This is a genomic window from Kiloniella antarctica (assembly GCF_042682825.1).
GTDB classification, from domain to species: Bacteria; Pseudomonadota; Alphaproteobacteria; order Kiloniellales; family Kiloniellaceae; genus Kiloniella; species Kiloniella antarctica.
In genome coordinates, this window is sequence record NZ_JBHUII010000007.1 from 70,986 (window position 1) to 89,811 (window position 18,826).

Below are 18,826 nucleotides of genomic sequence, written 5' to 3' on the forward strand. Positions count from 1 at the left end.
CGCAACAGGAATATTTAAGGATATGAGCGAACTCAAAGCACAAATGGATCAGCTCGGCAAAGCTGCAAAAGCAGCAGCCCAGGATCTGGCTCTCGCCCCAGCAGAGGCAAAAAACAATGCCTTGAAAGCTGCGGCACAAGCTATGCGCGCTCAACTCCCGACAATACTGGAAGCAAATAAAAAAGATATGGCCGCAGCAGAAGCCAAAGGCATCAGCAGTGCCATGCTGGACCGCCTCGCGCTCGATCCTGATCGTATTGAAGCCATGGCGAAAGGCCTAGAAGCCATCGCCGCCTTTCCGGATCCCGTCGGTAAATCCTTGGAAAGCTGGGAACAGCCCAACGGTCTAAAGTTCGAGAAAGTATCTGTACCTCTTGGGGTAATTGGCATTATCTATGAAAGCCGACCCAACGTAACAGCCGACGCGGGCGCCCTTTGCCTGAAGGCAGGAAATGCCTCTATCCTGCGTGGCGGATCAGAAAGTTTTCACTCCTCAGGTGCGATATTAACATGTTTGCAAATCGGGTTAGAGAGCGCAGGCTTACCTATCGCCGCGATCCAGCGCGTCCCAACAACAGATCGCGCCGCCGTTGGGCACTTGTTGACCATGAACGATTATGTCGATCTCATTATCCCACGCGGTGGACGCGGATTGATAGAACGTATTCAAACGGAAAGCCGTGTCCCCGTTTTAGCGCACCTTGATGGCCTGTGCCATACCTACCTACACAAATCGGCAGATCCAAAGATGGCCCTAGAGGTTGTTCTTAACGCTAAAATGCGTCGTACAGGCGTTTGTGGTGCAACAGAAACTCTTTTGGTGGATGATGCTTTTGCCGATGACGATCTAAAGCCCATTCTTAAGAGGTTAATCGCCAAAGGCTGCGAGATTAGAGGCGACACAGCTATTCAAGCTCTGGATAAGCGCATAAACAAAGCTGTTGAGGCTGATTGGGATACAGAATACCTAGATGCAATTATTTCGATTCGCAAAGTAAATGGGCTTATTGATGCCATCGCGCACATTAACCGTCACGGCTCTCATCACACGGAAGCAATTATAACTGAAGACAGCTCAGCTGCGGCCGCGTTCCAACAAGAAGTCGATGCAGGTATCGTGATCCATAATGCCTCTACTCAATTTGCTGATGGTGGACAGTTTGGTATGGGCGCAGAAATTGGTATCTCTACAGGTAAACTGCACGCCCGTGGCCCCGTAGGCGCCAACCAATTGACCAGCTATAAATATCTTGTTCGCGGCAACGGGCATGCCCGCCCTTGAGACCACAGGCGCGGTTCGTTGCAATAACCCAGATTATATCACGATGAAGCCACAGCACATCCCAAGCCTTGAGTTCGATAAAATCGTGACGTCAAGAAGTCTTGCCAAAAGTCTTGGTGGCACTTTGCCCTCAGCCAGACAGAGAGTTGGTCTTCTCGGTGGGTCCTTTAATCCTGCACACGCTGCTCATTACCAAATCTCAACTGATGCCCTGAAAAAATTAAACCTGGATGAGGTATGGTGGCTGGTCTCCCCCCAAAACCCACTCAAAGACACCAAAGAAATGGCACCTCTTTCCGCGCGAGTTGCCAGCGCCCTTTTACTCAATAAACATCCCCGGATCCGTATTACAACAATCGAGAGTCAACTGGAGTCAGTCTATACTTCCAATACGCTGAGTACTCTTACTGCTCGATTCCCTAAGGTTGAGTTCGTTTGGCTAATGGGTGCCGACAATTTAAGTCAAATTTCCCTATGGAGAAATTGGCCAGAAATTTTTCGCTCAGTGAAGATTGCGGTTTTCGCCCGCCCCGGTTATTCCCTGCAAGCGGCTGCATCGAAGGCAGCGCAACGGTTTAAGCACACAAGAATTTCTGAAAATTTATCTCACAATCTATGTAACGTCCAAGGTCCTGCCTGGATTTTGATCCACGGCCATCAATCTAAGCTGTCCTCAACAAAGATCAGAAACGGACACAAAGTGGGAAAAAATTCATAAAAAATATATCAAAAAATCCCCTTATTGTAACCTAGGGCATTAACATATAGGGTAGCGCCGCCTTGATGTGCTAAAGTTACGAGCATGACTAGACGTGCTGTATAGCGATAATTACAGGACATATGATAACAGCCTGCAGTGAGAAGTCGTGATCCCACGAGTAGGTTCAATTGACGGAGACCGATCATACCACGAGAATCTACGGCCACTGAGGCCACTATGCAGGATATTACAGGCAACAGCCGTAACCTGCTTGAATTAGTTCGAAACTCACTAGAGGACGACAAAGCTGAAGATATTGTCGTTATCGAACTTGCCGGTAAATCCAGTATTGCTGATTACATGATCATTGCTAGTGGTAACTCTAGCCGTCAAGTATCAGCCATGTCTGACCACCTTCTTCGCGGACTTAAAAGCTCTGGCATGAAAAGTATCATTGCCGAGGGTAAAGAACGTGGTGATTGGGTTTTGGTCGATGCTGGCGATGTTGTGGTTCATCTTTTCCGCCCAGAAGTCCGAGCGTTTTATAACTTGGAGAAAATGTGGGGCCTGGAGCTACCTGAATCAGCACAACCTTTTGCATCTAAAGACGCCTGATCTATACGAGAAACGGCCTTAGATGCGCATAACCTTAGTTGCTGTCGGAAAAGCGAAAGCTGGACCGGCAAGGGAACTTTTTGAACTCTATTGCAAACGTTTGGCAGGTAATCGCCTCAACTGGAGTCTTGAACTTCGAGAAGTTGAGGAAAAGAGAAATTTGCCTGCTGCCCAACTAAAGCAGCGTGAAGGCGAACTGCTCCTCGCCGCTGTCCCCAAAGGGGCTAAAATTGTAACGCTGGATGAACGGGGAAAAGATTTTTCCAGTCCTCAACTTTCCGAACTACTCGGTAAATGGCAAGATAGCGGCGAACAGGATATTATATTCCTGATCGGCGGTGCTGACGGTTTATCCGACGACGTAAAAAGAAAATCACAACAAAGTCTATGCTTAGGACGTTTAACCTGGCCACACATGCTTGTGCGCGGACTTTTTGCAGAACAAATCTATCGCTCTTCCTGTATTTTAACAGGGCATCCTTATCATCGCGACTAGGTCACAGCTTAGACTTGATACATACAATATCAGCCAGCTCATCCCCTGATGCTATTTCCCAAGAAAATATCACGGTTAATTTAGGTTAACCAGAAGTCAATAATCAGTACGGTATCTTTCGCCGATACTATCGACTTGTGCTTGAGACAAATAATTTCAATTCGTGTTAATTACGAAGTCACAAAACACGGGTGATAATGATTGAACCAGTGCATACTAAGAAACGGAAATTTTTATTGCTCCTCAAAAGTCAACCTGAGCTAAATCTCAACCTTTAGCACGTAGCCATAAACGCCTTTGAGGGCCCTTGAACTCCTATGATCTGAGGCAAAGTGAATGACTTTTGGCAATCAGCACTCATTCTTTCGTACAAAGATAACATATGCTGTTCTTGTTCTTATCATACTCGTTCTCTACCGTCCTCAAGCGGCTTTATCACAACAAACCATCCAAATTCGGCATTCCCAAGGCGATGGCGATATTGCCCATAGTTATTTTTCACAAATCATCTCCGAAGTTTTACATCGAACTGAAAAAGAATATGGTTCTTCAGAGCTGAAAGTAAGTGTTGAAAACTTAACCCAAAAACGTTCACTACATTTTGTTGAAATAGGAAAAGAAATCGATCTGGATTGGGCCGGAACTAACAAAGAACGTGAACGCACTTTGCGCGCAATCAGAATTCCTTTAAACCTTGGCTTACTCGGGTATCGGCTCTTGGTGATAAAAAAGGGCCGCCGCACCGAATTTGACCAGATTACAACTCCCCAACAATTAAAAAAATTAATCGCCTGTCAGGGTCAACACTGGCCGGACAGTGATATTCTTGAGGATAATGGCTACACGGTTGATCGTACGATCCGATTTGAATTCATGTGGACTATGATAGACAAGAAACGTTGTGATTATTTCCCTAGAGCAATTAGTGAGGGCTATGGAGAAACCGAACATTTTGGCACAAACAAATTTTTGGCTTACGACAAGTTGTTACTTGCCTACCGTTTTCCGATGTATTTTTTTGTTAACAAAAAAGATGAACAATTGGCTCTACGCTTTGAAAAAGGCCTTGAAACAATGCTCAATGATGGAAGTTTGCTCCAACTCATGAAAGAACATCCCGCTACACGTTCAGCCTTTCCCTTAACTCAATATCAAAACAGCCGTATTTTTTTCATGCAAAACAATTTCTTAACACCAGAAACCTTAAACTTACCGAATAAGTACTGGTTGAGTTTAGAAAATTGAGCATCCATACACAAAATTCATTAAAAATAATCCAAACAAGATCGTGAGTTTATCTTAAAAGGACGCTACATTTATATATTCTTTTATCGCCCTAATCATAACCTAACTATTGATCATTATTCACCAATCTACGAAAGCGTTTTACATCCATGTCCCCGACCGCTCATAAACCCAAACCAGTTGTTCTTTGTATCCTTGATGGATGGGGCTTTCGAAAAGAAGATGATAACAACGCAATCAATCTGGCGAAAACTCCGCTGGTGGATCGTTTAAGCAGAGAAGCTCCCTTGGGATACCTCGCTACTTGCGGTAGAGATGTTGGCCTTCCAGACGGACAAATGGGAAATTCTGAAGTAGGTCATATGAATATTGGTGCCGGGCGCGTTGTCATGCAAAGTCTTCCGAGGATAGACACTGCCATTGAAGATGGAACCTTTGTTCAAAATCCTGCTCTGTTAGATACTATCGACAAACTCAAAAAATCAGGTGGAACAGCCCAAGTACTTGGCGTTATATCAGATGGCGGCGTCCACGGACATCAAGTCCAAACATCAACCTTGGTACGTGCTTTTCAAAGTGCAGGAATTCCAGTTATTGTTCATGCCATTTTGGATGGCCGTGACACCGCTCCACAAGGCGCCTCTACCTTCATCAAGGAGTTTGAGAGAACAACCCCGGGTGTTATCATTGGCACCGTTCTTGGTCGCTATTACGCCATGGATCGTGATAATCGTTGGGAACGGGTAAAGCTTGCATATGATGCTATTACCTCTGGCAAAGGCGAAAATGCCTCCAATCCAGAAGAAATCATTCAGCGAAGTTATAATCAAAAAATTTGGGATGAGTTTATCATTCCCTGCGTGATGGATGGTTATGACGGCATGAAAGATGGCGATGCTATCATCATGACCAATTTCCGGGCTGATCGGGCGCGTCAAATTCTTCATGCCCTTATCGACATAGAATTTTCCGAATTTGATCGAACTTTTCATCCCAAATGCTGCTCGTTCCTTGGCATGATTGCCTATTCAAATGAATTGTCGCAATCAATGGGCGTTATGTTTTCACCACGGGATCTAACCAAGACCTTAGGAGAAATCGTTTCCGCAGCGGGGCTCCGTCAGTTTAGAATTGCCGAAACTGAAAAATATCCACACGTAACCTACTTTTTCAATGGCGGTGTTGAAGAGCCTCTTTTAGGAGAAGATCGCGTTCTTGTTCCATCCCCCAAAGTAGCGACTTATGATCTCCAGCCCTCTATGTCAGCCCCGGAAGTAAATGCAAGGCTCTGTGAAGCGATTATTAGTGGAAAGTATGAGATGCTTATCTGTAACTTTGCAAACTGTGATATGGTCGGTCATACAGGCGATCTCAACGCAGCAATCGAAGCTGCAGAGACCGTGGATCGTTGCTTGCAGGATATTCATGCCGCAACATTGTCTGTCGGAGGTCGCTTACTAATAACAGCCGACCATGGTAATGCCGAAGAGATGCTGGATCCCATCACAGGTTTGCCACATACAGCTCATACACTTAATCCTGTGCCCATTTTACTGATTAATGGCCCAGACAATGTAACCAAAATCGCTAATGGGCGCCTTGCTGATATTGCGCCGACAATACTGGATTTACTCAACCTCGAGCAACCTGATGAAATGGATGGTAAATCTTTAATTCGAAGAGACGAAGACTAAAGGACAAAGCTGAGGCATCCTGTGAAGAGCTCGCGTACCAATCTCGCTATAACCAAACCACCTTTCTTACCGGGTTTTATTGGTATGCGTCCCGACTACTTAAACGAGTTGCTCAGAACCTCTATACTAAAGATAAGAACGCAGGTAGCCCTTCTTTTATTCTTACCGATCGTTTGTCTTTCTTCACTTACCTTTGCCCAAAATACAAAACAAGAAATTCAGACGCTCGAACAAAAGGCCGCTCAAGGAACAAAAGAGGCTGAAAAACTATCCAAAACATCAACACGCCTCGGTAAAGAGCTTTCAGGACTGCGCGGACAGCTTATTGTTGCAGCCAGAAAGATCCAAGATTACGAAAGCGACCTTACTGCTATTGAAGATACATTGATATCGCTTGAAGAAGAGGCCGAAGCAAAAACCATCCGTCTGACATCTGATCGTGAACGTTTAAGCCAAACTTTGTCAGCCATTCAACGCATTGCCTTACTTCCCCCAGAAGCTTTGGCAGCAGCCCCAGGTTCACCACTCGACACGATCAGATCAGCCATGCTGCTCAAAGTTGCTGTTCCTGAAATTGAAACGCGGGTTGAAAACCTGAGATCCGATTTAGCCGAACTCGCTGAACTCAAAAGCCGAATCGAGTACGAACGTACGGCATTGCTGTCTTCACAAAAAAACCTTAAACGCGAGAAAGATGGTTTAAATATTCTCATCAAAAGAAAACAAACCCTTCAATCCCAAACAGCTTCGTCCCAAAAATCGGTGGGCGCGCGGGTCAAAAAACTGGCTCAACAGGCGCGGAATATGAAGGATTTAGTCAAAAAGCTGGAAGCTGAACGTAAAAAACTTGCGCTTGCAGCCCCTATACCTAAATCAAAGCCAACTCCTCCCTCGACAACAAGTATACCGAATCCTCCTGCTACAAAAATCGAATCAAGCCCTCAACCAACCACTCAACTAGCTGTAATCCCTGACCCATCACAGATACGGGACTTCCCTTCTCGCCAGAAACGTGTACTTTTATATCCAGCTCGCGGAAGAGTGATAAGTAAGTACGGGCAAAAAAAGGGGACCAATGTATCATTCGACAAAGGGTTAGTGATCGCAACACGCCCATCAGCGCAAGTTATTGCACCATTTGATGGACGCGTGGCCTATGCAGGAGATTTTCGTGGGTACGGGAGAATCTTGATCATTGAACACTCTGGACGATATCATACACTATTGGCAGGCGTTGAAAGGATTGATGTGGCAGAAGGACAATGGGTTCTTGCAGGTGAGCCAGTTGCTCGAATGGGTGACCATAAGCTGGAACACGAAGAAATTTATTTCGAGCTCCGCCGCAGCGGACAACCTATCAATCCAGCCCCCTGGATACTTACAGAAACAAAGACTTTAAATATCAATAAGGTGAACGGTTAATGCTCAGTCTCAAAAAAGTGCTCTTAACAACAGCTTTTGCTATTGCACTACCCACCAGTCTCGTAGCTGATGCATCCGTTGATCCGCGGCGAGACACCTATCGTCAGCTGGAACTCTTCGGCAATGTTTTTGAACGAATCAAAGCAGATTATGTCGAAGAAGTATCCGATGAAGAGCTGATTGAATCAGCTATACACGGTATGCTTACCCGCCTTGATCCTCATTCCAGCTATCTTACACCAGACTCTTTCAAAGACATGCGCGTTCAAACCCGTGGCGAGTTTGGAGGTCTTGGTATCGAAGTCACCATGGAAAACGGTTTTGTTAAAGTCGTATCCCCTATTGATGATACCCCTGCCGCAAAAGCAGGGATTGAAGCCGGAGACTTCATCACGCACCTTGATGGCGAAGCTGTACTTGGCCTGACCTTGCAAGAAGCCGTCGAAAAAATGCGCGGCAAAGTTGGTAGTGAACTAAAAATCTCCATTAGCCGTGAAGGTGTTGACTCGTTTGACGTGACACTAGAACGCGCAGTTATCAAAGTAAGATCAGTACGTCACCGCGTTGAAGGTAACGTCGGTTATGTTCGCGTTTCTTCTTTCAACGAACAAACCACTCCAGGTCTGGAGAAATCCATTAAGGCAATTCAGGACGAACTTGGTGATAAAATGATCGGACTTGTTCTTGATCTACGCCTCAACCCTGGTGGACTTCTGACTGAAGCAATTTCGGTATCCGACGCTTTCCTTGAACAAGGAGAGATTGTCTCTACCCGCGGCAGAGATAACTCTAATGCTCAAAGATTTAATGCTCGCTCTGGCGATCTGATCGACGGTAAACCACTTGTTGTCTTAATCAATGGTGGGTCAGCTTCTGCCTCTGAAATTGTCGCAGGTGCCCTTCAAGATCACCGTAGAGCAATTATCATGGGCACAAGATCTTTCGGTAAAGGTTCCGTTCAAACCATCATGCCCCTACTTGGCAATGGCGCAATGCGGTTGACCACCAGTCGTTACTATACGCCTTCAGGCCGGTCGATCCAGGCCGAAGGTATCGCCCCAGATATCATCGTAGAACAAGCAAAACTTGAAACTCTGAAAAATCAAAATCTACGACGCGAAGCTGATTTACGCGGAGCATTGGAAAACAAAGGCGGCACTAATGGGGATGAAACCAACGAAGCTGAAGATGAGAATGCTGAAGATGTGAAAGCATTGGATTATCAGCTCGACCGAGCTGTAGATTTACTCCAGGGAATTTCATTGTACAGCTCAAACAATAGTGCAAATAACTAAACAGTCTATCAAACCCAAAATGAAACAGTTGAGATAGCTGTGAACTGGAACAAAATAGTCCTTATTATTAGCTGGGTGGCGCTGATCTCTGTGATCGGCGCTGCAGCTGGTTATACAATTTACGGACCACCTGCTCCGCTTCCTTATATTTATACAGAAGACACCTTAACCACAGATCCCCATCCTGAAACGGAAGGGAATCTTCCTGATGCGAATTTACAAACAGAAACAACACATACCGACGGAAACGAGCACACACCGAATTCTGCGTCAGAGGATCAAAGCCCCATCCAACCGGAAGAACACACCGGAGAGAAAGCACCTGATACTCATGCCGATGATAAAGCAACAGAACACACCGAAGCCCCTGAAGTATCCGGTAACGACCAGATAACAGGAGAAGAGACACCTCCTATAACTGAAGAGACAGCAGCTCATCCTCAGCCAGAGCCTCATTCATCTGAAGAAGTCATGGCTCACACATCTGGCCAAGACGCCCCATCTTCTAGTGAACATGAAGAAGTTGCTGCAATAACAGATCCTTTAAATTCAGAGAATAAAACATCCGGCGAGAATGAGACTACTGGTGACAAAGATCAAACTCCTGCACCTGAGCACACATCGAAATCCACAGAACTTCCCGCTACATCAGAAGTATCCAGCCTACCCCAAGAAACATCCGTAACGGCCCCTTCTACACATGACAACTCTCCCATAAATGACAATGCTCTGAGTAATATCCCAAGCTGGAAACGATATGCTCAAAAACCACCTGTTGCGGATGGGCGTCCCAAAATTGCGATTGTACTGACAGGTTTAGGTCTCTCCCGCGCAGCCACAGAAGCCGCGATAAGACAGCTTCCCCCAACAATCACCCTATCCTTTACTCCCTACGCCCGGGATCTTGAAAGTTGGATAGCCTTGGCACGCTCTCACCATCATGAGGTGCTCTTAGACCTGCCAATGGAACCTCTCACCTACCCTTCTGATGACCCTGGACCACAGGCCCTACTCACCGGCAGACAACCAGAAGGCAACATTAACAATCTTGCCTGGATTGCGAATAGAGGATCAGGCTTTGTTGGCATGAGCGCTTATATGGGGGATAGGTTTGTTACGTCGGAACGGCAGATGATACCCGTCATAAAATACTTTAAAGATCATGGCCTCCTTTTCCTCGACAATGGCAAAAATCAAGCCAGTCTGGCGCCGAGCCTAGGGGCTGAATACGGTGTGCCCGTCGTGACAAACCAGCGCGCCATTGATGAAGCACAACTCAGTAGATTGGCGATTGACTCTCGACTTGCTCAGGTCGAACAAATTGCTTTGAAGAATGGTTTTGCCATCGCTACTGGCCGCCCCTATCCAGTAACTCTGGAACGTATTGCAACTTGGGTTCATGATCTAGAGAACAAAGGCTTTCAACTGGTTCCGATTACAGCTGTAGCATCCGTCCCTAAAAATCCGACTGAAACCTCTGATAAACAAGTAAAAGCAAGTACCGCGAGCGCCCATGCTCCTGAAAAAAGTGACGAGAATACCAGTGACCACTAATTTTAAACTAACGGATAACGAGATTCGAGTCCTTCCCTATAGGCCTTGCGTTGGTATCATGCTCTTAAATGCCAAAAATCAGGTATTTGTTGCACAAAGGATAGATAATCCTGGTACTGCTTGGCAAATGCCTCAAGGAGGGATTGAACAAGAAGAAGAACCGCTCAAAGCCGCATTACGGGAACTGGAAGAAGAAACTGGTACTGCAAATGCAGAACTCGTAGCACAGACATCAAATTGGCAGACATACGATCTGCCGCATGATCTTGTTCCTAAAATATGGGACGGGCGTTACCGTGGACAAAAACAAAAATGGTTCGTTTTTCGTTTCAAGGGGCTAGATAGCGAGATCAATATCGATACAGAAATTCCTGAATTCTCGGAATGGAAATGGGTAGATATGTCCTGTCTTCCTGATATCATAGTACCCTTCAAACGTAGTCTATACACAAAACTCGTTGAAGAGTTTTCCTATCTCATAAAATAATTTATTTGAAATAGGACGCCGAGATATCAACTACCTCTACAAAAAAAAGCGCTTTTCCCTCGAGTAAGGTCTGTTTTGAAGCTAAAACCGTCTTACCCAATGTTTCCTTCTGTTGTTGTGTCCGCCCAGGCAAGAGCTTTACGATTGTACTGACATATAGCTGTTGATCAGCCCCGGTCTTAAAGGAAGTAAAAGGTAACGCCCGAACCTTAATGCTTGCAGTATCAAATAATCCTGTCTCGTCCGCTGCTCTAAAAACCTCATCAACCAACTTGGAAATATCAATGATATTCTCTAAAGGTGCTGCATACTCAATAATACAATGTGGCAATGGCTAAATTCCTAAAAATTGTTTAAACACATATTGTTATCACTCAAACATAAAGGTTTGGACAGTGTTTGGAACTGAAAATCTAATCGGGCATATCTACACAGGAACCTGCGAGAAAATTTTTGTATTCCTAATTATTGTTCTTTCAGCCACTTCATCGGTCGAAATTTCACCCCGGCCTCTTCTTGCCAATCGTCAAGAGGTTCAAATTCATGCTCCTTATAAAACTGATATCCCCTTGAGGACGAGTTTACATAAAGTTCTTCGAAATCTAGTGTAGACTGCATACGAAGTAAAAGTCGGGACGCAAGGTTAAGCCCTTGGGCTTGTTTGGCAATAAACAGCAACAGAACTTGGTTTTGTGAGATCTCAAGATAACCCACGATTTGATCATCGCCCTCTTGGACAACGAGTGCTTTGGATCCTGTTACCAACCGTCTCAATAGCTGATCATCGGAAAGGTATTCTTTAAAACCCTCCCAACCTGTATCATCAAAGTCATCGGCTATACTTCTTTTGGCTTCTGTTAAAACCATCTCCGACACACCGACAAGATCATCAACGCCGCAAGGTCTTATTATTCGGCCATCCTCAAGTAACACGATCTCCATAAAAGGCATTCCTGATCCTTCTCAGATTACTTTCGCCATCTATAAGCGTGGAATTATCCGGTGCGTAATAATATCTACAAAGTACTCAACAAAACAATAACTGAAGTTAAGTTGTTCCTTAAGATCTAGACTGATATTGTGCCTTAGAAAATTGTGTGCACTAGACTTGAAAATAAGTTAGGCCAAACACTTACCCAACATGAGCATAATATAATGTCGATAGAACTAGACCTAAATAAACGCAGTGAATCAAAGTGTGAACTTTGCAGTGCTTCAGAAAATCTTGCACACTTCGAGATCTCCCCCAACTCTGACGGCAGTGCAGATCAATCCATTTATATTTGTGACACCTGCCGTGACCAAATCAACAATCCCAAAAAAGTAGACGCTAATCACTGGCGCTGCCTTAATGACAGTATGTGGAGCCAAGTACCCGCAGTTCAAGTAATGGCATGGCGTATGCTCAACCGGTTGAGAAGCGAAGGCTGGACACAAGATCTCTTGGACATGCTCTATCTAGATGAAGAAACTCTCGCTTGGGCGCAATCTGAGACAGAAGAAGCATCTGATGACGATGCTGTTAAACATCTTGATGCCAATGGTGCTTTACTCGAAGCAGGAGACACTGTCACATTGATTAAGGACTTAAACGTAAAAGGCGGTGGCTTCACTGCCAAACGTGGTACAGCTGTACGCGGTATATCTCTGGTACAAGATAACGCCGAACAGATAGAAGGTCGTGTCAGTGGACAACAAATTGTCATTCTGACTAAGTTTGTTAAAAAATCATAATTCCCAGATACAACAATTAATTATAAGGGGGGCAAACAAATCATCTGTTTACTCCCCCTTATTTATTCATTTTATTTTGTTTTTTTTCTTTTACGAGTTAACATATTCAAGCCTTCGATAAAGGCAGAAAAAGTCATTGCCGCGTAAATATAGCCCTTAGGCACATGAACACCAAAACCATCTGCAATTAGCGTCATACCAATCATCAGAAGGAACCCCAAGGCCAACATAACGATGGTTGGGTTCGCTTCGATGAAACGTGAAAGTGGTCCCGCTGCAAGCAACATAACCAGGACTGCCGTAATAACTGCAATCACCATAATAGGGATGTGATCGGTCATACCCACGGCGGTGATAATACTGTCGATCGAAAAGACGAGATCTAGTACGAGTATTTGTCCAATTATTGTCGTAAAACTCGCCACAACAATATTGTCGCTTTTCGGACCAGCTTCGTTTTGTTCAACGTTGTGGTGAATTTCTTTTGTCGCCTTCCATACCAGAAACAAACCTCCGGTAATTAAGATAATATCTCGCCATGAAAAGCTTTGATCAAAAATGGTAATGATCGGCTCTACCAACTGAACGATGACAGCCACTGTCCCCAAGAGCGCTAACCTGAAAATCAACGCTAACCCCAAGCCAATAGAGCGCGCTTTTGCCCGGCGTTCTTCTGGCAGCTTATTTGTTAGAATAGAAATAAAGATGAGGTTATCAATCCCCAGAACAATCTCCATCACAATTAAAGTAAACAGAGCCATCCAGGTTGCTGGTTCATTCGCCAGAGCTATTAAATTATCCATGAGAGATCTTTACTGCTAAGAAAAATAAATAAATGAATTAAGATTATAATAGTTAAATATCTTTAGCTGTGATGCAACATACCCAATAATTTTTGCTTCCCTCTAGATAAAGCCACAAAAAATATCAAAAAAAAGCCCGGGCCAATATGGCACCGGGCTTTTTTATATTCATGAAACTGTCTGATTAACCGATGGCTTTAAGCCGGGCTTCAGACAATTCGATCTGTTTACTTGCAGCGTCACGTCCAGCATCATCACTTGCATCAGAATAATCTTCTTTTGCATCTTGAAGCTGCTGTTGAACGGTTGCTTTGTCTAGCTCGCTAACTGGCTGAGCAATTTCAGCGAGAACTGTGCAGCGTTCGGTGGTCACCTCAGCAAAGCCGCCTGCAACGAAGATACGCTCACTAATCTCTTTACCAGAGTAGATCGCGATCACGCCAGGGCGGACTGTGGAGATCATCGGTGCGTGACGCGGCAGCACACCAAAGTCGCCATCTTCACCAGGAACGACAACCATGTCGACGCTCTTGGAGAGAAGTAGTTTCTCTGGTGATACGAGTTCGAATTCCACCTGTTGGTTGGCCATCAATCTCTTCCTGCTACCGGTCTTACGACAATTAAACTATTCACGAAGCCTTAAGCGGCTTCAGCGGCCATTTTTTCAGCTTTGGCAACAACTTCACTAATGGTACCAACCATGTAGAAAGCTGCTTCTGGAAGGTGATCATATTCACCAGCAAGAATGCCTTTAAAACCGCTAATGGTATCTTCTAGAGCAACCTGAACACCAGGTGAGCCAGTGAAGACTTCAGCCACGTCAAATGGCTGTGACAAGAAACGCTGGATCTTACGAGCACGCGCAACAGTCATTTTATCTTCTTCGGATAGCTCATCCATACCCAAAATCGCAATGATATCCTGCAAGTCTTTGTAAGACTGAAGTACACGTTGGATTTCACGAGCAATAGAATAGTGCTCTTCACCAATGACTGAAGGCTCAAGAATACGACTAGTTGAATCGAGAGGATCCACAGCCGGGTAGATTCCAAGCTCAGCAATCTGACGAGACAGAACAGTTGTCGCATCCAAGTGAGAGAAGGTTGTTGCAGGTGCAGGGTCAGTCAAGTCATCCGCAGGAACATAAACGGCCTGAACGGATGTGATAGAACCCTTCTTCGTAGACGTAATACGTTCCTGCATGGCACCCATATCAGTACCAAGAGTTGGCTGATAACCAACCGCAGAAGGAATACGACCTAGAAGAGCTGAAATTTCAGAACCAGCCTGTGTGAAACGGAAAATGTTATCCACAAAGAACAGAACGTCCTGGCCTTCTTCATCACGGAAATATTCCGCTTGAGTAAGACCTGTCAAGGCAACACGTGCACGTGCTCCTGGAGGCTCATTCATCTGACCATAGACAAGCGCACATTTACTGTCGCCTTCTAGGTTGATAACGCCACCTTCAATCATTTCGTGGTAAAGATCGTTACCCTCACGAGTACGCTCACCAACACCCGCAAACACAGAGTAACCACCGTGTGTTTTCGCGATGTTGTTGATCAATTCCATGATTGTCACGGTTTTACCAACACCAGCACCACCGAAGAGACCAATTTTACCACCCTTGGAGTAAGGGCAAAGCAAATCGATAACCTTAATACCTGTTACCAGGATCTCGGCGTCAGTAGCCTGTTCGTCAAACTTTGGAGCAGCACGGTGAATTGGGAAAGCGGCTTTGTTGCCAATAGGGCCACGTTCATCAATTGGCTCACCAATTACGTTCATGATACGACCCAGAGTTTCTGGACCAACAGGAACTTTAATAGCATCACCAGTGTCCGTTACTTCCTGACCGCGCATAAGGCCGTCAGTAGCATCCATCGCAATAGTACGAACTGTGTTCTCACCCAAATGCTGGGCAACTTCAAGAATAAGGCGTTTGCCGTCATTCTGTAATTCTAGAGCGCCCAAAATTTCAGGAAGGTTTCCACCTGAAAATTGAACGTCAACCACCGGTCCGAGGACCTGTGTGATCTTACCGATATTCTTATCAGCCATTTAGTGTCACTCCTTAGCCAGTGCGCTTGCCAGAGCTCTCTAAAATTAGAGAGCTTCTTTGGCGGAGATAATTTCAATCAACTCGTTTGTGATGTTTGCTTGACGCGTTCTGTTATACTGAATCGACAGTCGATCAATCATCTCGCCAGCATTACGTGTCGCGCTGTCCATAGCGGACATACGAGCACCGTGCTCACTAGCGGCATTTTCGAGCATCGCTTTGAAAATTTGGATCGAAATATTGCGAGGCAACAGATCTCTCAAGATTTTCTCATCCGATGGCTCGTAATCGTAGATACTGCCATCAGCCAGGCCAGATGCATCAGCATCCCCCTCAGCTTCAAACGGGATCAACTGTTGAGCAGAAGGAATTTGAACGATTACAGACTTGAACTTCGCATAGAAGATCGTGCAAACATCAAATTCACCAGCATCAAACATTCTCAGCACGTAATCAGATACTGTCGTTGCCTTATCAAAACCTAAGCTAGGCTTTGCGACATCTTCAATTGTATCGACGATGCTTGATCCAAATTCACGTCGTAGCTGATCACGAGATTTACGACCAATGCAATAGAACTTTACAGTTTTACCAGCTTTGATCAGCTCGTGAGCTTTCTTGCGTGCTTCCTTTACAATATTTGTATTGAAACCACCACAAAGTCCGCGGTCAGCCGCGGCTACGATGAGTAAATGAACGTCATCTTTACCTGTTCCAGCAAGAAGAGGAGATGCACCAGGCTGTTTACCCGCAGATACAGCAAGAGAACCTAACATCCGTTCCATACGCTCTGCGTATGGTCGGGATGCTTCAGCTTGTTCTTGTGCACGGCGCAGCTTAGCTGCAGCAACCATCTTCATGGCCGAAGTGATCTTTTGCGTAGACTTAACGCTAGAGATCCTAAGTTTCAGATCGTTTAAGTTTGCCATGTCGTTATTCGTTTCCCACAGCCATTAAACTCTGGACTGCCAATCCGTTATACAAAGGTCTTGGCAAAATTATCCATGAATGATTTCAGCTTGCTTTCTGTATCAGCAGAAAGGGCTTTGTCTTTACGGATAGCATCCAGAATGTCCTGGCCATTGCCACGAACTTCAGAGAGAAGTTTTTCTTCGAAGTGACTGATCATTTTCACGTCAATCGCGTCGAGGTAACCCTTCACGCCGGAGTAAATAACAATAACCTGCTCTTCAACAGTCAGCGGTTTGTACTGTGGCTGTTTGAGGAGCTCGACCAAACGAGAACCACGAGCCAACAGACGCTGAGTAGCGGCATCGAGATCAGAAGCGAACTGAGAGAAAGCTTCCATTTCACGATACTGAGCGAGCTCAAGTTTAATACTACCAGCAACTTGCTTCATAGCCTTGATCTGCGCAGAAGAACCAACACGGGAAACCGATAGACCAACGTTCACAGCTGGACGGATACCTTTGTTGAAGAGGTTCGTTTCAAGGAAAATCTGACCATCTGTGATAGAAATCACGTTTGTCGGAATAAACGCAGAAACGTCACCACCTTGAGTTTCGATCACTGGAAGCGCGGTCAAAGAACCAGCACCGTGATCGTCGTTCAATTTACATGAACGCTCAAGAAGACGGGAGTGAAGATAGAAAACATCACCAGGGTAAGCTTCACGTCCAGGGGGGCGACGAAGAAGAAGAGACATCTGACGATAGGCAACAGCCTGCTTTGAAAGATCGTCATAAACGATCACAGCGTGCATTGCATTGTCGCGGAAGTACTCACCCATCGCTGCGCCAGTATATGGAGCAAGGAACTGAAGTGGTGCAGGATCAGAAGCTGTCGCAGCAACAACGATGGAATATTCCATAGCGCCATTGTCTTCGAGTGTCTTAACCAAACGTGCAACAGTAGAACGTTTCTGACCAACAGCAACGTAGATGCAGAAAAGCTTTTCGCTTTCGCTAGAAGCAGCATCGTTAGTTACTTTTTGATTCAAAATCGTATCTAGAGCAATCGCAGTTTTACCAGTCTGACGGTCACCAATGATCAACTCACGCTGTCCACGACCAATAGGAATAAGACTATCAATAGACTTAATACCGGTCTGCATCGGCTCATGAACAGACTTACGTGGAATAATGCCAGGGGCCTTTACTTCCACACGTGTAAGCTTAACGTCCTTAAGAGGGCCTTTACCGTCAATCGGGTTACCCAAACCATCGACAACGCGACCAAGCAGGCCTTTACCTGCAGGTACGTCAACAATAGAGCCGGTACGTTTGACTGTATCGCCTTCTTTAACACCTCGGTCATCACCAAACAGAACGACACCAACGTTGTCGACCTCAAGGTTAAGGGCCATGCCCCGAATACCGTTAGCAAATTCCACCATCTCGCCAGCCTGAACATTGTCCAGACCGTAAATGCGAGCTACACCATCACCCACAGAAAGAACTTGGCCGACTTCGGCAACATCGGCGTCTGCACCGAAGTTTTCAATCTGTTTTTTGAGAATGGTAGAGATTTCAGCGGCGCGGATATCCATTACCCAACCCCTTTCATCATCAGTTCAAGTCTCTGAAGTTTTGTACGCAAGGAACTATCAACCATGCGGCTACCAACCTGCACAATCATGCCCCCGATTAATGTTTCATCGACAGTTACGTCAACTTCAACAGAACCACCTACAGAAGCCTGAAGAGCATCTGCAATTGCTTTCTGTTGTGCCTTAGTTAATTCATGTGCTGCTGTTACTTTAGCCTGAACCTCGCCGCGGCGACGCGCCAGTTCCGCCAAATAAGCGTCTGCCATGTCTGCCAAAACAGCAAGTCGACGGTTTTCAGCAACAACCAGTACAAAGTTGTGTGTCACAACATTGACACCTGCTTTGTCGAGTATTGCAGAAAACGCTTTTACCTGCTGGTCGCGTGTATAGAGCGGAGAGCTGAGCAAATCCTGAAGTTCAGAGCTACCTGAAACGAGTTGTTTCAGACCAACCAGATCTTCAGCCACTGCATCTAATGCAGATTTTTCCTCGGCAATTCCCAGCAGCGCTAATGCATAGCGCCCTGCCAAGCCATTCAAGCTAGTGTTTTCGCCTGCCAAGCCGATTGCCCCCAAGATAAGCCAGAAACTGACCCTGCCCGAACAGGTCGCATTTCAGTGAAGCCGAAATTCTTTCGATACGAAAAGTACAAACCGTACTAATCATCAGGCGCGGGTTAGGTATCACAGACATAACAGGGTTTCAAGCGAGTCAGATGAAAGATTCGAGCTTTTATTGCACTCTTTTTTACAGACACACCTAACATAGACATACCCAAACCATGGGAAGTCCCTGTTTATCCTTAAAAATACCCGGTTAAAATTCTGTTTTTAGACAATCTTTCGTATCGAAAAAAACTTTTCCAATATGTAAAATATATCAAGCCATCCAGTTAAGAATCTCTCAAATAGGGAAATCCCAAACT

The 18,826-nt window shown here is 45.4% G+C and carries 19 protein-coding genes; 11 read left to right on the top strand and 8 right to left on the bottom strand.

Annotation, left to right across the window (positions count from 1 at the left end; genetic code table 11):
* The first annotated feature begins 22 nt into the window (after positions 1–22).
* From ACFSKO_RS13960 to ACFSKO_RS14005, 10 genes are all read left to right on the top strand, one after another.
* The gene (locus ACFSKO_RS13960) at positions 23–1,282 is read left to right on the top strand and encodes a glutamate-5-semialdehyde dehydrogenase (RefSeq protein WP_380252649.1); all 1,260 of its coding nucleotides are present in this window, start codon (positions 23–25) and stop codon (positions 1,280–1,282) included.
* The gene (locus tag ACFSKO_RS13965) at positions 1,269–2,000 is read left to right on the top strand and encodes a nicotinate-nucleotide adenylyltransferase (RefSeq protein WP_380252651.1); all 732 of its coding nucleotides are present in this window, start codon (positions 1,269–1,271) and stop codon (positions 1,998–2,000) included. The genes ACFSKO_RS13960 and ACFSKO_RS13965 overlap by 14 nt, the downstream gene beginning before the upstream one ends.
* Positions 2,001–2,219: 219 nt before the next feature.
* Positions 2,220–2,597 (top strand): ribosome silencing factor, encoded by a 378-nt coding sequence (gene rsfS, locus ACFSKO_RS13970; RefSeq protein ID WP_380252653.1) that lies wholly within the window; start codon positions 2,220–2,222, stop codon positions 2,595–2,597.
* A 22-nt stretch (positions 2,598–2,619) separates the two neighbouring features.
* Entirely contained in the window at positions 2,620–3,093 is a 474-nt protein-coding gene (gene rlmH, locus ACFSKO_RS13975) for a 23S rRNA (pseudouridine(1915)-N(3))-methyltransferase RlmH (protein WP_380252655.1), read from the top strand.
* A 336-nt stretch (positions 3,094–3,429) separates the two neighbouring features.
* Positions 3,430–4,338 (top strand): hypothetical protein, encoded by a 909-nt coding sequence (locus tag ACFSKO_RS13980; protein ID WP_380252657.1) that lies wholly within the window; start codon positions 3,430–3,432, stop codon positions 4,336–4,338.
* A 149-nt stretch (positions 4,339–4,487) separates the two neighbouring features.
* Entirely contained in the window at positions 4,488–6,032 is a 1,545-nt protein-coding gene (gene gpmI / locus ACFSKO_RS13985; RefSeq protein WP_380252659.1) for a 2,3-bisphosphoglycerate-independent phosphoglycerate mutase, read from the top strand.
* Between the two features lie 21 nt (positions 6,033–6,053).
* Entirely contained in the window at positions 6,054–7,454 is a 1,401-nt protein-coding gene (locus ACFSKO_RS13990) for a murein hydrolase activator EnvC family protein (protein ID WP_380252661.1), read from the top strand.
* Positions 7,454–8,749 (top strand): S41 family peptidase, encoded by a 1,296-nt coding sequence (locus ACFSKO_RS13995; protein WP_380252663.1) that lies wholly within the window; start codon positions 7,454–7,456, stop codon positions 8,747–8,749. Before ACFSKO_RS13990 ends, ACFSKO_RS13995 begins: the two co-directional genes overlap by 1 nt.
* A gap of 39 nt (positions 8,750–8,788) precedes the next feature.
* A complete protein-coding gene (locus tag ACFSKO_RS14000; RefSeq protein WP_380252665.1) occupies positions 8,789–10,303 on the top strand; it encodes a divergent polysaccharide deacetylase family protein in 1,515 nt (504 codons plus the stop codon).
* A complete protein-coding gene (locus tag ACFSKO_RS14005) occupies positions 10,293–10,790 on the top strand; it encodes an RNA pyrophosphohydrolase (protein WP_380252669.1) in 498 nt (165 codons plus the stop codon). The genes ACFSKO_RS14000 and ACFSKO_RS14005 overlap by 11 nt, the downstream gene beginning before the upstream one ends.
* A 1-nt stretch (position 10,791) precedes the next feature.
* Here ACFSKO_RS14005 and ACFSKO_RS14010 read toward each other — a convergent pair whose 3' ends face one another.
* Both ACFSKO_RS14010 and ACFSKO_RS14015 read right to left on the bottom strand, forming a co-directional pair.
* Positions 10,792–11,121, bottom strand: a complete 330-nt coding sequence (locus tag ACFSKO_RS14010; protein WP_380252672.1) for a 5-carboxymethyl-2-hydroxymuconate Delta-isomerase — start codon at positions 11,119–11,121, stop codon at positions 10,792–10,794.
* A 134-nt stretch (positions 11,122–11,255) separates the two neighbouring features.
* A complete protein-coding gene (locus tag ACFSKO_RS14015) occupies positions 11,256–11,732 on the bottom strand; it encodes a GNAT family N-acetyltransferase (protein WP_380252674.1) in 477 nt (158 codons plus the stop codon).
* Between the two features lie 213 nt (positions 11,733–11,945).
* On the opposite strand from ACFSKO_RS14015, the gene ACFSKO_RS14020 reads away from it, so the two are divergent.
* Complete coding sequence (locus tag ACFSKO_RS14020) at positions 11,946–12,524, top strand: PhnA domain-containing protein (protein ID WP_380252676.1); 579 nt, start codon at positions 11,946–11,948, stop codon at positions 12,522–12,524.
* Positions 12,525–12,595: 71 nt separating this feature from the next.
* On the opposite strand, the gene ACFSKO_RS14025 is transcribed toward ACFSKO_RS14020, so the two are convergent.
* The 6 genes from ACFSKO_RS14025 to ACFSKO_RS14050 all read right to left on the bottom strand — a co-directional run bounded on the left by ACFSKO_RS14025 (position 12,596) and on the right by ACFSKO_RS14050 (position 18,461).
* Positions 12,596–13,327, bottom strand: a complete 732-nt coding sequence (locus ACFSKO_RS14025; protein WP_380252678.1) for a TerC family protein — start codon at positions 13,325–13,327, stop codon at positions 12,596–12,598.
* Between the two features lie 184 nt (positions 13,328–13,511).
* Positions 13,512–13,916, bottom strand: coding sequence for a F0F1 ATP synthase subunit epsilon (locus ACFSKO_RS14030; RefSeq protein ID WP_380252680.1), 405 nt, complete (start codon positions 13,914–13,916; stop codon positions 13,512–13,514).
* 50 nt (positions 13,917–13,966) lie between these two features.
* Positions 13,967–15,391, bottom strand: a complete 1,425-nt coding sequence (atpD, locus tag ACFSKO_RS14035; protein ID WP_380252682.1) for a F0F1 ATP synthase subunit beta — start codon at positions 15,389–15,391, stop codon at positions 13,967–13,969.
* A gap of 45 nt (positions 15,392–15,436) precedes the next feature.
* Positions 15,437–16,321 carry a F0F1 ATP synthase subunit gamma gene (locus ACFSKO_RS14040; RefSeq protein ID WP_380252684.1) on the bottom strand — a complete coding sequence of 295 codons (885 nt, stop codon included), beginning with the start codon at positions 16,319–16,321 and terminating at the stop codon, positions 15,437–15,439.
* A 47-nt stretch (positions 16,322–16,368) separates the two neighbouring features.
* A complete protein-coding gene (gene atpA, locus ACFSKO_RS14045; protein WP_380252686.1) occupies positions 16,369–17,901 on the bottom strand; it encodes a F0F1 ATP synthase subunit alpha in 1,533 nt (510 codons plus the stop codon).
* On the bottom strand, positions 17,901–18,461 hold the full coding sequence (locus ACFSKO_RS14050) for a F0F1 ATP synthase subunit delta (RefSeq protein ID WP_380252688.1): 561 nt from the start codon (positions 18,459–18,461) through the stop codon (positions 17,901–17,903). The genes atpA and ACFSKO_RS14050 overlap by 1 nt, the downstream gene beginning before the upstream one ends.
* Between the last annotated feature and the right edge of the window lie 365 nt (positions 18,462–18,826).